At 72.5% G+C, this 13,975-nt stretch carries 12 protein-coding genes; 9 read left to right on the top strand and 3 right to left on the bottom strand.

Going from position 1 to position 13,975, the window contains the following annotated elements; genetic code table 11:
• The first annotated feature begins 16 nt into the window (after window positions 1–16).
• The 9 genes from BKK80_RS22660 to BKK80_RS22620 all read left to right on the top strand — a co-directional run bounded on the left by BKK80_RS22660 (window position 17) and on the right by BKK80_RS22620 (window position 11,499).
• Window positions 17–1,000, top strand: a complete 984-nt coding sequence (locus BKK80_RS22660; RefSeq protein WP_157903317.1) for a Bug family tripartite tricarboxylate transporter substrate binding protein — start codon at window positions 17–19, stop codon at window positions 998–1,000.
• A 68-nt stretch (window positions 1,001–1,068) separates the two neighbouring features.
• On the top strand, window positions 1,069–2,115 hold the full coding sequence (locus BKK80_RS22655; protein WP_084545708.1) for a tripartite tricarboxylate transporter substrate binding protein: 1,047 nt from the start codon (window positions 1,069–1,071) through the stop codon (window positions 2,113–2,115).
• A 187-nt stretch (window positions 2,116–2,302) separates the two neighbouring features.
• Complete coding sequence (locus tag BKK80_RS22650) at window positions 2,303–3,268, top strand: bifunctional helix-turn-helix transcriptional regulator/GNAT family N-acetyltransferase (RefSeq protein ID WP_071071397.1); 966 nt, start codon at window positions 2,303–2,305, stop codon at window positions 3,266–3,268.
• A gap of 172 nt (window positions 3,269–3,440) precedes the next feature.
• Window positions 3,441–4,421, top strand: coding sequence for a tripartite tricarboxylate transporter substrate binding protein (locus tag BKK80_RS22645; protein WP_071016870.1), 981 nt, complete (start codon window positions 3,441–3,443; stop codon window positions 4,419–4,421).
• Between the two features lie 54 nt (window positions 4,422–4,475).
• Complete coding sequence (locus tag BKK80_RS22640; protein ID WP_071071395.1) at window positions 4,476–5,933, top strand: leucyl aminopeptidase family protein; 1,458 nt, start codon at window positions 4,476–4,478, stop codon at window positions 5,931–5,933.
• A gap of 98 nt (window positions 5,934–6,031) precedes the next feature.
• The gene (locus BKK80_RS22635) at window positions 6,032–7,642 is read left to right on the top strand and encodes an ABC transporter substrate-binding protein (protein WP_071071392.1); all 1,611 of its coding nucleotides are present in this window, start codon (window positions 6,032–6,034) and stop codon (window positions 7,640–7,642) included.
• Between the two features lie 46 nt (window positions 7,643–7,688).
• Window positions 7,689–8,654, top strand: a complete 966-nt coding sequence (locus BKK80_RS22630) for an ABC transporter permease (RefSeq protein WP_071016875.1) — start codon at window positions 7,689–7,691, stop codon at window positions 8,652–8,654.
• Between the two features lie 86 nt (window positions 8,655–8,740).
• The gene (locus BKK80_RS22625) at window positions 8,741–9,682 is read left to right on the top strand and encodes an ABC transporter permease (protein WP_071016877.1); all 942 of its coding nucleotides are present in this window, start codon (window positions 8,741–8,743) and stop codon (window positions 9,680–9,682) included.
• Window positions 9,679–11,499, top strand: coding sequence for a dipeptide ABC transporter ATP-binding protein (locus BKK80_RS22620; RefSeq protein WP_084545707.1), 1,821 nt, complete (start codon window positions 9,679–9,681; stop codon window positions 11,497–11,499). Before BKK80_RS22625 ends, BKK80_RS22620 begins: the two co-directional genes overlap by 4 nt.
• A 45-nt stretch (window positions 11,500–11,544) precedes the next feature.
• Here BKK80_RS22620 and BKK80_RS22615 read toward each other — a convergent pair whose 3' ends face one another.
• From BKK80_RS22615 to BKK80_RS22610, 3 genes are all read right to left on the bottom strand, one after another.
• Complete coding sequence (locus BKK80_RS22615) at window positions 11,545–11,889, bottom strand: DUF3088 domain-containing protein (RefSeq protein ID WP_071016879.1); 345 nt, start codon at window positions 11,887–11,889, stop codon at window positions 11,545–11,547.
• A gap of 86 nt (window positions 11,890–11,975) precedes the next feature.
• Complete coding sequence (locus tag BKK80_RS36625; RefSeq protein WP_156811393.1) at window positions 11,976–12,119, bottom strand: hypothetical protein; 144 nt, start codon at window positions 12,117–12,119, stop codon at window positions 11,976–11,978.
• 90 nt (window positions 12,120–12,209) lie between these two features.
• Window positions 12,210–13,952: a dipeptide ABC transporter ATP-binding protein gene (locus tag BKK80_RS22610; RefSeq protein ID WP_071071391.1), complete on the bottom strand. Its 1,743-nt coding sequence runs from the start codon at window positions 13,950–13,952 to the stop codon at window positions 12,210–12,212.
• Window positions 13,953–13,975 lie beyond the last annotated feature (23 nt).

The following is a 13,975-nucleotide window of genomic DNA, read 5'->3' as shown; positions in this document are numbered from 1 at the left end:
CGCCAGGGAGACAGACGTGAGAATCCAAAGGGCCTGCCGCGCGCTGGCCTGGCTCGCCGCCGGCGCCATCACCCTGGCCGCCGGCACCGCCCGCGCCGAGCCGTGGCCGGAGCGCCCGGTGAAGCTGGTGGTGCCGTTCGCGCCGGCCGGCGGCAACGACGTGTTCGCGCGCCTGATCGCGCAGAAGGTCAGCGAGGGCCTGCCGCAGCAGATCGTGGTCGACAACCGGCCGGGCGGCGGCGGCAACCTCGGCACCAAGCAGGTGGCGCGCGCGCGTGCCGACGGCTACACGCTGCTGCTCGGCCACACCGGCACGCTCGCGGTCAATCCCGCCCTCTACGCCGACCTCGGCTTCGATCCCCGGCACGATCTGGTGCCGGTCGCGCCGATCGCCAGCACGCCGCTGGTGCTGGTGGTGCGGGCCGACTCGCCGCTGCATACGGCCAAGGACCTGATCGCTGCGGCCCGGGCACGGCCCGGCGCGCTCAACTATGCCTCCAGCGGCAACGGCACCGGCTCGCACCTGACCGCGGTGCTGTTCGCCAATACCGCCGGCATCCGGCTGGCCCACGTGCCCTACAAGGGCACCGGGCCGGCGCTGACCGACCTGCTGGGCGGCCAGGTCGACTTCACCTTCAGCGTGATCCCGCCGGTGCTGCCCTTCATCCGCGCCGGCAGGCTGCGCGCGCTGGCCGTGACCGGGGCGCAGCGCAGCGAACTGCTGCCCAAGGTGCCGACGGTGGCGCAGGCCGCGCTGCCGGGCTTCGAGAGCACGCTCAGCTACGGCATTCTCGCGCCGCGCGGCACGCCCGGCGCGGTGATCGACGACCTCCATGCGCGCATCGACAAGGTGCTGCGCCTGCCCGACGTCGCCGCGCGCCTGCGCGCCGAAGGCGCCTCCCCGCTGATCGCGTCGCCGGCGGCCTACGCCGAGCTGATGGCACGCGAGGCGGCCAAATGGAAGCGCGTCGTGCAGGCTTCCGGCGCCACCATCGAATAGGCCGCCACCGAATCAGCCCCTACCCAATAAGGCGCGGGATCTCCCGCGTCCCGACACCCTGGATCGACATGACTTTCCCCCTCGTCCCCACTCATTGCCCCCGCAAAGCGCCACGCGCAGGCAGCGGGGCCGCGCCGGCCCGGCGCCGCGCCCTGGTCGGCGCCCTGCTGGCCTGCGCCGCGCTCGGCCTCTGCGCGCCGGCCGGCGCGCAGGGCGAAGCGGGCTACCCGGCCAAGCCGATCCGGCTGGTCGTGCCCTATTCGGCCGGCGGCGGCGCCGACAATGCCGCGCGCATCATCGCCGCGCAGTTGTCGCAGTCGCTGAAGCAGCAGGTGATCGTCGACAACAAGCCCGGCGCCAGCGGCACCATCGGCGCGATGGCGGTGGCCCAGGCCCCCGCCGACGGCTACACGGTGCTGTACGACGCGTCGACTTTCGCGGTCAATCCGGCGCTGCGCAAGCTGCCGTTCGACCCGGTCAAGGACTTCATCCCGGTCTCGCTGGCGGTGACCGCGCCGAACATCCTGGTGGTGCCGCCCGGCGCCCCCTACCAGACGCTGGCGGCCTTCCTCGACGCGGTGCGCAAGGCGCCGGGCAAGATCACCTATGCCTCCTACGGGCCGGGCAGCCCGGCCCACATGATCGGCGAGCTGCTGAAGAGCCAGGCCAAGGTCGACCTGGTGCACATCCCCTACAAGGGCGGCGCGCCCGCGCTGACCGATCTGATGGGCGGGCAGGTCGATGCCTACTTCGCCAACGCCGCCTCCGGCATTCCCTACGTCAAGAGCGGCAAGCTGCGCGCGCTGGCGGTGACGTCGGCCCGCCGCATGCCGGCGCTGCCGGACGTGCCGACCCTGATCGAAAGCGGCCTGCCGGGGTTCGAGGTGCTGGAGTGGAACGGCGTCTTCGTGCCCAAGGGCACGCCGGCTCCGGTGGTGGCGCGCCTCGCCGCGGCCGTTGCCGCCGCCATGCACGACCCCAAGGTCAAGGCACGGCTGACGGAGCTGGGTGTGGTCCCGGTCGGCGGCACGCCGGACGAGTTCTCCCGCTTCCTGCACGGCGAGCTGGCGCGCTGGGCGAAGCTGGTGAAGGACAACCACATCACGGTCGACTGAAGCCGGGAGGAGACGCGAGACGAGAGACGAGAGCCGGGGCCCGGCGCTGCGCCCCCGCAGTTCCCGGGCCCGGTGTCACGGCAACGGAACGCCGATGGAACGCCCGCTTTGACAAAGTTGCGACTCGCAACTATATTGGGTTGCGCAGCGCAACCTGTGCGAGCCGAGCCACCTTAGCGAGTCAACCATGGACCTCGTCGACGTCCCCGCCACCCCGCGCGAAACCACCATCCTGGAGCTGCGCGACTTCTCCCGCCGACTGGTGCGCGAGCTGGGCTTCATGCGCGCGACCCTGGCCGAAAGCGATCTGGCGCCCTCGGCCGTCCACGCCGTTCTCGAGATCGGCATGGCGCCGGGCATCAGCGCGCGCGACCTGGGCAAGATCCTCAGGCTCGATAAATCGAACACCAGCCGGCAACTGGCCAGGCTGGAAGCCGATGGCCTGGTGACGCGGCGGGCCTCGCAGGAGGATGCGCGCTCCGCCAATCTCTACCTGACGCCGGCGGGCGAAACCCTGCGCAGCAAGATCGACCGCTTCGCCACGGATCAGGTGTCGAGCGCCTTGCGGCGCCTGCTGCCCTCCGACCAGCAGGCACTGCTGCGCTCGCTGGCACTCTATGCCGATGCGCTGGCGCAGGACAACGACAGCAAGGCGAGCGTGGCAGACGCCGCCTCCGCCCGCATCGTCGAGGGCTACCAGCCCGGCTGCATCGGCGACATCGCTGCCCTGCACGCGCGCTTCTATGCGCAGCACTGGGGCTTCGGCGCCTTCTTCGAACAGAAGGTCGCAACGGAACTCGCCGCCTTCGCCGGCGCCTTGCCCGCCGCCGGCAAGGCGCTCTGGCTGTATGTCGAGAACGGGCGCGCCCTCGCCTCCCTGGCGATCGACGGCGACCTCGACACCGGGGTCGCGCACCTGCGCTGGTTCATCGTCGACGACGCCCTGCGCGGCGCCGGCATCGGGCGGCAGCTCCTCGCGCACGCGATGCGCTTTGTCGACGCGCGCTTCCGCGAGACCTACCTCTGGACCTTCAAGGGACTCGACTCCGCGCGCCACTTGTACGAAGCCTTCGGCTTCGTCTTGCACAGTGAAGCGGAAGGCGAGCAGTGGGGGACCAAGGTGGTCGAACAACGCTTCACGCGGCGCGCATGACGCAAGCTTCCCCCGCATATCCTTACGAGGAAACATTCGTTTGAGCGCGCCGCCGCGCTGACTAAGCTGGCCCTTTCGACACGATGGGCCAGCCATGTTCCGCCGCACTCCGCTCCGCTCCCTCCGTTCCCTGCGTCCGTTGCGCTCCGCCCTGCGTGCGGCCCTTGGCAACATGAGCGCCGCGGCCACCATGGCTGCCACCGCTGTCACGGTTGTGTTCGCCGGCCTCGCGGCGGCCAGCCCCGCGGCCGCGGCCAACGACACCGCGCAGGCCATCCGCATCGTGGTGCCAGTGGCCGCCGGCGGCAGCGCCGACAAGCTGGCCCGCACGCTGGCGCCACGCTTGAGCGAGAAGTGGGGGCGCCCGGTGGTGGTGGACAACGTGGTCGGTGCCAGCGGCACGCTCGGCGCGGCCCAGGTGGCCAAGGCGCGGCCGGACGGCAGCACGCTGCTGCTGGCCGGCGAGGGCGTGACCCTGAACGCCGTGCTGTTCAAGAGCCTGCCCTATGACTCGGGCCGCGCCTTCCGCGGCGTCACCAAGGCGGTGGTCAACCCGCAGATCCTGGTGGTGCGCCCGGACCTGGGCGTGAAGACCTTCGGCGAGTACGCGGCCCTGGTGAAAAAGCGCCCCGGCGAGATCGCGCTGGGCCTGCCGGGCAACGGCGGCATCGCCCATGTCGCCCACGAGATGCTGGCGCGCCAGCTCGGCATCCGCGTCAACTACATCCCCTATGGCGGCGGCGCGCCCGCCACCATGGACCTGCTCGGCGGGCATATCGACGCCACGCTGATCACGCTGGCGGCCGTCACCGACTATGTGCGCAGCGGCCGCCTGACCGCGCTGGCGGTCACCACGCCCTATCGCGCCAAGGCGCTGCCGCAGGTGCCGACCCTGGCCGAATCCGGCGTGCCCGGCTTCGCCGTGGAGAGCTGGCAGGGCCTGATCGCGCCGGCCGCCACGCCCACCGCCGTGGTGGAAAAGCTCAGCCGCGACGTCGCCGCCGTGCTGCAGGCACCGGCGGTGCGCGCCCAGCTCGAAGAGGCCGGCTATGCCGTGGTCGGCTCGACGCCGCAGGAGCTGGACGCCACCTTGACACGCGACCTGCCCCGCTATGCCTCGGTCATCGCCGCGGCCGGCATCTCGCTGCACTGACACCGCCGCGCCAGCCGCCGTTCCCGCCCCGCAACCGGCGCCTTCGCCTTCGACATGAGCACCGCTTCCGCCCCGATCCCGCCGCCGCGCGGACTCACCGGCACGGCCGACGACGCCCTGCCGCTCTACGTGGTGACGCCGGCCGGGCTCGCCGCGCTGCTCGACGTGCTGCCCGCGGCCCAGGCGCGCTGGGTGCGCGCCACCGGCTTCGCCGCCGAAGCCGGCACCACGCTGCTGCTGCCCGCACCCGACGGCGCGCTGGCCGGCGCCGTGGCGGGCGCCGATCCGGCCCAGCCGCTGTGGCAGCTCGCCGGCCTGCCGGCGCAGCTTCCCGCGCGCCGCTACGCCCTGGCCGCCGTACCCGGCACGGTGGCGCCCGAGCGGCCGCTCGCTGCGCTGGGCTGGGCCATCGGCGCCCTGCCCGGCGGCTGGGAGGCCGGCACACCGGATACCCAGGATGCCCCGGATTCCGCCGTGGCCGAACTGGTCAGCGACACGGCCGAGCGTGCCGCCGTCGCCCCGCTGGCGGCCGCCACCGGCCTGGTGCGCCGCCTGGTCAATACCCCCGCCAACGTGCTCGGCCCGCAGCAGCTCGCCGACGAGGTGCGCACGCTGGCGCGGGCGCATGGCGCGCGCTACGAACAATGGACGGGCGAGGCGCTGCCCGGCGCGGGCTTCCCGCTGGTGCACGCGGTCGGGCGCGCGGCGGCACAGGCCCCGCGCGTGGCCGCGCTGCACTGGGGCGAGCCCGGCGCGCCGCGCCTGGTGCTGGTCGGCAAGGGCGTCTGCTTCGACTCCGGCGGGCTCGACCTCAAGCCCGCCGCCGGCATGCGCTGGATGAAAAAGGACATGGGCGGCGCCGCCCACGCCATCGCGCTGGCGCAACTGCTGATGCAGGCGCGCCTGCCGGTACAGCTGACCCTGCTCGTGCCGGCCGTGGAGAACGCCGTCGGCGCCGGCGCGCTGCGCCCCGGCGACGTCGTGCGCGCCGGCAACGGCCTCTCGGTGGAGATCGAGAACACCGATGCCGAAGGCCGCCTGGTGCTGGCCGACGCGCTGGCCCATGCGCTCGACGCGCGGCACGGCGCCACCGCCCTGGTGATTGACTTCGCCACCCTGACGGGCGCCGCGCGCGTGGCGCTCGGGCCCGAGCTGCCGGCCCTGTTCTGCCACGACGATGCGCTGGCCGCCAGCCTGCTGGAGCAGGCCCGGCGCGTGGCCGACCCGCTGTGGCGGCTGCCGCTGTGGCAGCCCTACCAGGCCATGCTCAAGTCTTCCAGCGCCGACCTGCAGAACGCCGCCGCCAACCCGCACGCGGGCGCCATCACCGCCGCGCTGTTCCTGTCGCGCTTCGTGCCGGCCGGCACGCCCTGGCTGCACCTGGACCTGTTCGCCTGGAACCCGGAGGCGCGCCCGGGCCGTCCGCGCGGCGGCGAGGCGCAGGGCCTGCGCGCGCTGGCGGCCTGGCTGTGCGAGCGCTTCGGCGGCACCGGCGGCACGCCGGGCGACTGAGCACTACGACTGAACATCGCCACCAGCGCGTTCCGATTTTCCGCAGGGCGCCCCGCTGCCCTGCCACCTTGTCCCTCTTTCCCGTGGAGACCCTCCCGATGCTGCAACGCCTGGCCCGCACGGCCTCCCTCACCGCCGCCTTCGCCACCCTCGCCGCCAACCTGCTCGCCGCGCCTCCGGCCCTCGCCGAGACCGTGCGCTGGGCGCGCTCGACCGATGCCTCGACGCTCGATCCGCACGCGCTCAACAACGGCCCCAACCACAACCTGCTGCATCAGGTCTACGAGCCGCTGATCATCCGCACCGCCGAGGGCAAGCTGCTGCCGACGCTGGCGGCCTCCTGGCAGCGCACCGACGATCCCACCGTGTGGGAATTCCAGCTGCGCAAGGGCGTCAAGTTCCACGACGGCAGCCTCTTCACCGCCGATGACGTGGTCTTCTCCCTGCAGCGCGCCAGGGCCCCGACTTCGGACATGAAGTCCCTGCTGGTGTCGATCACCGAAGTCAGCAAGGTCTCGCCGTTCGTGGTGCGCATCAAGACCGCCGGCCCCAACCCGCTGCTGCCCGAGAGCCTGACCAATATCCAGATCCTGAGCGCGGCCTGGGCCAAGGCGCACAACGTCGAGCAGCCGCAGAACGCCTCCGCCAAGGAGGAGACCTACGCCACCCGCCATGAGAACGGCACCGGTCCTTATGTGATCGCGTCGCGCGAGCAGGACGTGCGCACCGTGCTGAAGCTGTTCCCGCAGTACTGGGGACGCGGCCAGTTCCCGCTGGAGATCGACGAACTGGTGTACCTGCCGATCAAGTCGCCGGCCACGCGCGTGGCGGCGCTGCTGTCGGGCGAGGTCGACTTCGTGCAGGACCTGCCCATCCAGGATGCGGCGCGCCTGCGCGCCGAGCCGCGCCTGCGGGTCAACCAGGCCGCCGAGAACCGCGTGATCTTCTTCGGCCTCAACGTGGGCAGCGCCCCGCTCAAGTACGCCGACGTCAAGGACCGCAACCCGCTGGCGGACCGCCGCGTGCGCGAGGCCTTCCAGCTCGCGATCGACCGCAACGCCATCAAGACCGCGGTCATGCGCGGCCTGTCGGTACCGACCAACATCATCGCCCCGCCCTTCGTGCACGGCTACGACAAGGCCTTCGACGTGGTCGGCAAGAGCGACGTGGCACGCGCCAGGGCGCTGCTGGCCGAAGCCGGCTATCCCAACGGCTTCGCCATCACCCTGCATTGCACCAACGACCGCTACCTGAACGACGAGGCGATCTGCCAGGCCGCGGCCGGCTTCCTCGGCCGCATCGGCGTCAGGACCACGGTGGCCGCGCGTCCGCTGGCGCTCCAGACCGCGGCCATCAACAACCTGGACACCGACTTCTACCTGTACGGCTGGGGCGTGCCGACCTACGACTCGGCCTACATCTTCGACTACCTGGTGCATTCGCGCGGCAAGAACTCGCGCGGGGCGACCAACGCCACCCGCTACAGCAATGCCGAGCTGGATGCCAAGATCGTCTCGCTGGCCGCCGAGGGCGATGCGCGCCGGCGCGACGAGACCATCCGCAGCATCTGGACCACGGTGCAGAAGGAGCTGATCTACCTGCCGCTGCACGACCAGATCCAGACCTATGCGATGGTGCGCAAGCTCGACATCCCGGTGAATCCGTCGAACACGCCTTATTTCAAGCTGTTCAAGCTGGCCAAGGGATGACGCCGCCGCCCGCTCCCGCACAACCCACACGCCACACGCTACGCCGATGCTCGTCCATCTGATGCGCCGCCTGGGCCAGTCGCTGCTGGTGCTGCTGGCCGTCTCCTTCCTCTCCTTCCTGGTGTTCCGCCATCTCGGCGATCCCACCGTGAGCCTGCTGGGCGAAGATGCCTCGCTGGCGGAACGCCAGCGCCTGGTGGCCGAACTCGGCTTCGACCAGCCGGTGCCGGTGCAGTTCGCGCGCTATCTCGACAACGTGCTGCACGGCCGCTTCGGCATTTCCTACCGCGTGCGGCGCCCGGTCACCGAGGTCATCGCCGAGCGCGCGCCGGCCACGCTGGAACTGGCGGCAGTGGCCGCGCTCGTCGCCCTGCTCGGCGGCATCGTGCTGGGCGTGCGCGGCGCGCTGCGGCGCGACGGCTGGACCGGCCGGCTGCTGGCCGCCGCCTCGCTGGTGGGCGTGTCGCTGCCCACCTTCCTGATCGGCATCGGCCTGATCTACCTGTTCGCGGTCCGGCTGCACTGGCTGCCCTCGTTCGGGCGCGGCGAGGTGGTCATGCTGGGGGGCTGGAGCACCGGGCTGCTGACCGCCTCGGGCTGGCTGTCGCTGATCCTGCCGGTGGCCACGCTGGCCTTGTTCAAGCTCACCCTGATCCAGCGCCTGGTGCGCGCGGAGATGCTGGAAGCGATGCGCAGCGACTACGTGCGCTTCGCCCGCGCGCGCGGGCTCGGCGAGCGCCGCATCGTCTACGGCCACGCGCTGCGCAACACCCTGATCCCGGTGATCACCATCGCCGGGCTGCAGGTCGGCTCGCTGGTGGCCTTCGCCATCGTCACCGAGACGGTGTTCCAGTGGCCCGGCCTGGGCGCGCTGTTCATCGCCTCGATCCAGGCCGTGGACGTGCCGGTGATCGCCGCCTACCTGCTGCTGATCGCGCTGCTCTACGTCGTCATCAACCTGGTGGTCGACCTTGTCTACGCGCTGGCCGATCCGCGCCTGCGGCGCGCCTGAGTGTGCCTGTGCGATCGAGCGTGCCTGCACGCGCCGCCCCGTCCTCTCATCGCCAACGTTCCACCCTCCACCTTTCCCGCCCCGACATGAGCCAACCGCCTCTTCCACGCCCGGGCCTGCTGGCCCGCTGGCGCCAGTCCGACCACGCGGCACTGCGCACGCTGGCGCGCTCGCGCGCGGTGCAGGCCGCGCTGCTGACCCTGGGCCTGCTCCTGCTGGCAGCGCTGCTGGCGCCCTGGCTGGCACGGCAGAATCCCTTCGACCCGGCCGCGCTGGAACTGCTCGACGCCTTCACCCCGCCGTGGCGGCACGGCCCTTCGGGTGCCTTCTACCCGCTCGGCAGCGACGACCAGGGACGCGACCTGCTGTCGGCCATCCTCTACGGCCTGCGCGTCTCGCTGCTGGTCGGCGCCGCCGCGGTAGCGCTGTCGCTGCTGGCCGGCGTCGCGCTGGGGCTGCTGGCGGGCTATGCCGGCGGCTGGTTCGACGCCCTGGTGATGCGCGTGGCCGACATCCAGCTCACCTTCCCGGTGCTGCTGGTCGCGCTGCTGATCTTCGGCATCGCGCGCGGCCTGCTGCCGGAGGGCTATCGCGACGACATGGCGGTGTACGTCATCATCCTCGCCATCGCCCTGTCCGAGTGGGTGCAGTACGCGCGCACCATCCGCGGCGTGACCCTGGTCGAGAAACAGAAGGACTACATCGCCGCGGCGCGCATCAGCGGCCGCTCGCGCAACGCCATCCTGCTGGGCCACCTGCTGCCCAATATGCTGGCGCCCGTGCTGGTGATCGGCACGCTCAGCTTCGCCCTGGCCGTGGTGGCGGAATCCACCCTGTCCTACCTCGGCGTCGGCCTGCCGGCGACCCAGCCCTCGCTGGGCACGCTGATCCGCATCGGCCAGGCCTTCCTCTTCTCCGGCGAATGGTGGATCCTGCTGTTCCCCGCCCTCACCCTGCTCGCGCTGGCGCTGTCGGTCAACCTGCTCGGCGACTGGCTGCGCGACGCCTTCGACCCCAAGCTGCAATGACCACCGAAGCCCTGGCGCCGTGCGCGCCGCCGCCCCCCGCGCCCTCCTTGCCTTCCCCGCCCTCCAGCAGCGCGCCACCGCTGCTGCGCGTCGACGGCCTGTCGGTGCATTTCGACACCCCGCGCGGCCCGCTCAGCATCCTCGCCGAGGTCGGCTGCACGCTCGCGCCGGGCGAGATCCTCGGCGTGGTGGGCGAGTCCGGCGCCGGCAAGTCCATGCTGGGCAAGGCCATCGCCGGCCTGCTCGACCCCGGCGGCCATCTCGGCGCCGGCAGCATATGGCTGCGCGGCGAGCGCATCGACACGCTCGGCGCCGAAGACCGGCGCCGCCTGCGTGGCAAGCACATCGGCATGGTGTTCCAGGATCCGATGACCAGCCTCAATCCGGTGCTCACCATCGGGCGCCACCTGGAAGAGACCATCCGCACCCACCTGCCGCTGACGCCGTCGCAAGCACGCGAGCGCGCCCTGGCGCTGCTGCAGGCGGTCGGCATCGCGCAGGCGGAGGCCCGGCTGCGCCAATACCCGCACCAGCTCTCGGGCGGCATGCGCCAGCGCGTGGCCATCGCCCTGGCGCTGTGCGCCGACCCTGCCCTGCTGATCGCCGACGAGCCCACCACCGCGCTCGACGTCATCGTGCAGGCCCAGGTGATCGAGGTGCTGCGCCGCCTGTGCCGCGAGCGCGGCACCGCGCTGATGCTGGTCAGCCACGACATGGGCGTGATCGCGGGCGTGGCCGACCGCGTGATGGTGATGCGGGCCGGGCGCGTGGTCGAGAGCGGCCCGGTGGCCGAGGTGCTGGAGCACCCGCGCGCGCCGTACACGCGCGCACTGGTCGCCGCCATACCGCCGCTGGACCGGCGCCTGCGGCGACTGCCCACGCCCGACGACGCGGTGCCGCCCGCGCCGCTCGCCGTGGCCGCGCAGCAGGCACAGGCCGCACAGCCTTTGCCAACCGTGCACATGCCGGCCGGCGCCGCGCCGCTGCTGCAGGTGAGCGGCCTGTCGCGCCGCTTCGACCTGTCCGCCCCGTGGCTGTTGCGCACCCTGGCGCGCGAGCCGCGCCGCGTGCTGCAGGCGGCGCGCGAAGTCAGCTTCGCCATCCCGCGCGGCACCACCTTCGGGCTGGTGGGCGAGTCCGGTTCGGGCAAGAGCACCGTCGCCCGCATGATCGCCGGCCTGCTGCGCCCGAGCGCCGGCAGCGTGACGCTGGACGGCATCGATCCCTGGTCCGGCACGCAGGCCGCCGCCGCGCTGCTGGGGCGCTTCCAGATGGTGTTCCAGGATCCCTACGCCAGTCTCAACCCGCGCTGGCGCGTCGGGCGCATCGTCGCCGAGCCGCTGCTGGCGCTGCGGGCACGCGACGCGGCGCTGGATGCCGGCGCGATACGCGAGCGGGTGGCCCAGGCGCTGCAGCGCGTGCGCCTGCCGGCCGATGCGGCGCGGCGCTACCCGCACCAGTTCTCCGGCGGCCAGCGCCAGCGCATCGCGCTGGCGCGCGCGCTGGTCAGCCGGCCCGACTTCCTGATCTGCGACGAGCCCACCTCCTCGCTCGATGTCTCGGTGCAGGCGCAGGTCCTCAACCTGATGCGTGACCTGCAGGATGAGCTGGGCCTGACCTATCTGCTGATCAGCCACAACCTGGCGGTGATTCGCCAGATGTGCGACCAGGTGGGCGTGATGCAGGCGGGCGAGCTGGTCGAATGCGGTCCGGCCGGAACCGTGCTGGACACGCCGCGCCACCCCTATACGCGCCGCCTGCTGGCGGCAGTGCCCGACCTGGGGCACGGACGGCGGCCGCTGGCCGCCAGAGCCTGAAGCAGGGAGGAGCAGCGCAGGGCGGGGCAGGCCGGGCAGGCGTCCTCAATGCACCCGCGGGAAGCCGTGCCGTTCGGCCAGCAGGTCGAGGATGCGCCGCGTATCGGTGACGAAGCGCAGCACGCCATGGACATGCGCGTCGGCCGGCGGCGCGGCGTCGCCATCCAGCACCAGTACCGGCAGGCCCTGGTTGTCGGGGCCGAGCACGGCCGCCACGGCGGCGCGCGGCCGCGCGAACGGCACGCGCACGATCTCCAGGCGCGCCGCGCGCGCCGGGTCGGCGGCCAGCAGCCCTTCGATGGGCAGGCAGTCGGGGCAGACGAAGCGCTCGCCCGGACGAGCGGCATCGGTGAATCCGGGTTCCAGCAGGAAAAGGCGGTCGCGGCTCATGGTGGTCGGTGATAGCGGTGGACTGGGTCGAGGATGGATGTGATCGGGCGTGGCGGCGGCATGGCTGCCCGCCGCCACGCCCGGACTCAGAAGGTGCGCCCTTCCTTCAGGCGGGTGGTCTCGCCGTTCAGGTCATGGGCACCCGGCACCTGCGTCTTGTGCCGCAGCGGGTTGTGGCTGGAGACGGCGCGCCGCGGCGCGCGCTGGTCGAGATCTCTTGCTTTGTTCATGTCATGGCTCCTGGTGCCGCCGCCGGCCATCCCGCCGGGGCCTGTGGATATGGCCGCCCGCTCGAAGTGGTCGGCGGCGAAGAACGGTGGTCAGGCCGCCTGCCGGGCCGGCGCCGTGGCGTCCTGCATCACCGGCGCATGAAGCGGCACCTGATGCGGCACCTGATGCGGCACCTGAAGCGGCACCGGCAACGGCAGCACCGCATCGAGCAGGCGGCGCGTGGCCGCGTGCCGGGCAGGATCGTGCAGCGCGGCGCTGGCGAAGCGGTCGACGATGCGCCCGCGCTCCATCACCGCGATGCGGTCGCAGAACGAGGCCACCACGCCGAGGTCATGGCTGATGAACAGATAGGTCAGGTCGAGCTCGTCGCGCAGGCGCCGCAGCAGTGCCAGCACCTGTGCCTGGATGGAGACGTCCAGCGCCGAGGTCGGCTCGTCCAGGATCACGCAGGCCGGGCGCGGCGCCAGCGCCCGCGCGATGCCGATGCGCTGGCGCTGCCCGCCCGAGAACTCGTGCGGGTAGCGCGCCAGGTGCTGCGCCTGCAGTCCGACGTGCTCCAGCGCCTGCGCGGCCAGTGCCTGCGCCTGGGCGGCGTTGCGCGCCACGCCCAGGCGCAGCAGCGGATCGGCGATCTGCGCGCCGATGGTGCGGCGCGGATTGAGCGAGGCACCGCTGTCCTGGAAGACGAACTGCACGTCGCGCCGGAAGCCCGCCAGCGCGCGCCCGTGCAAGGCGGTGACGTCCTGGCCGCCGGCCAGCACGCTGCCGCCGGAGGGTTCCAGCAGGCGTGCCGCGAGACGTGCCAGGGTCGACTTGCCCGAGCCCGATTCACCGATCAGGCCGAGGATCTCGCCACGCCGCAGCGCCAGGTCGGTGGGCTGCAGGGCGACCACCTCGTCCGCGCCACGCCGCAGCCAGCCGCCGACACCGCCGCCGCCAGCGCTACCGAAGCGGCGGCCGATACCGCGCAGCGCGAGCACCGTGCTTTCGCCCTGCCCCGGCGCGCCCGCTTCGTACGCCGGCACGGACACCGACGCCGGCTCCGGCGCCCTGCTCTGCGGCACGGCCGCCAGCAGGGCGGCCGTGTAAGGATGATCGGGCGCGCGCAGCACGTCGGCCGTGCGGCCGTGCTCGACCACGCGGCCGGCGCGCAGCACCGCCACGCGCTCGCTCAGGTAGGACACCACGCCGAAGTCGTGGGTGATCAGCAGGATGGCGGTGCCGTCCTCGCGGTGGAGATCACGCAGCAGGTCCAGGATCTGCTTCTGCACGGTCGGATCGAGCGCCGTGGTGGGTTCGTCGGCGATCAGCAGCCGCGGCCGCGCCATCACTGCCATGGCGATCAGGATGCGCTGGCGCATGCCGCCCGACAGCTCGTGCGGGTAGGCGCGCAGCACCCGCCCCGGCTCGCGTATGCCGACCCGCTCCAGCCAGCTGCCCGCGGTGGCGGCGGCCTGCGCGCGGCCCAGGCCGAGCCGGTAGCGCAGCCCTTCGGCCATCTGCTCGCCGATGCGGAAGGACGGGTCGAGCGAAGACAGTGAATTCTGGAAGACGATGCCGATGCCCTGCCCGCGCACCGTGTTGTGCTCGGCTTCGCGCAACCCGAGCAGTTCGCGCCCGTCGAAGCGCACCTGGCCCCAGGCGCGGCAGCCGCGTGCCGGCAGCAGGCCCATCACGGCGGCAGCGGTCAGGCTCTTGCCCGAGCCCGACTCGCCCACCACGGCCACCACCTCGCCGGCGCCGACCTCCAGGTCCACCCCGTGCAGCACGCGCTGCGGCCCGTGCGCGCCGGTGAATTCGATGCCGAGCTGGCGGATGCTGAGGAGACTCATCGCAGGCTTCCTTGCCGGCCCGT

Source organism: Cupriavidus malaysiensis, assembly GCF_001854325.1.
GTDB lineage: Bacteria > Pseudomonadota > Gammaproteobacteria > Burkholderiales > Burkholderiaceae > Cupriavidus > Cupriavidus malaysiensis.
Note: the sequence above shows the minus strand (reverse complement) of the source record. Positions and strands in the feature narration are given on the sequence as shown.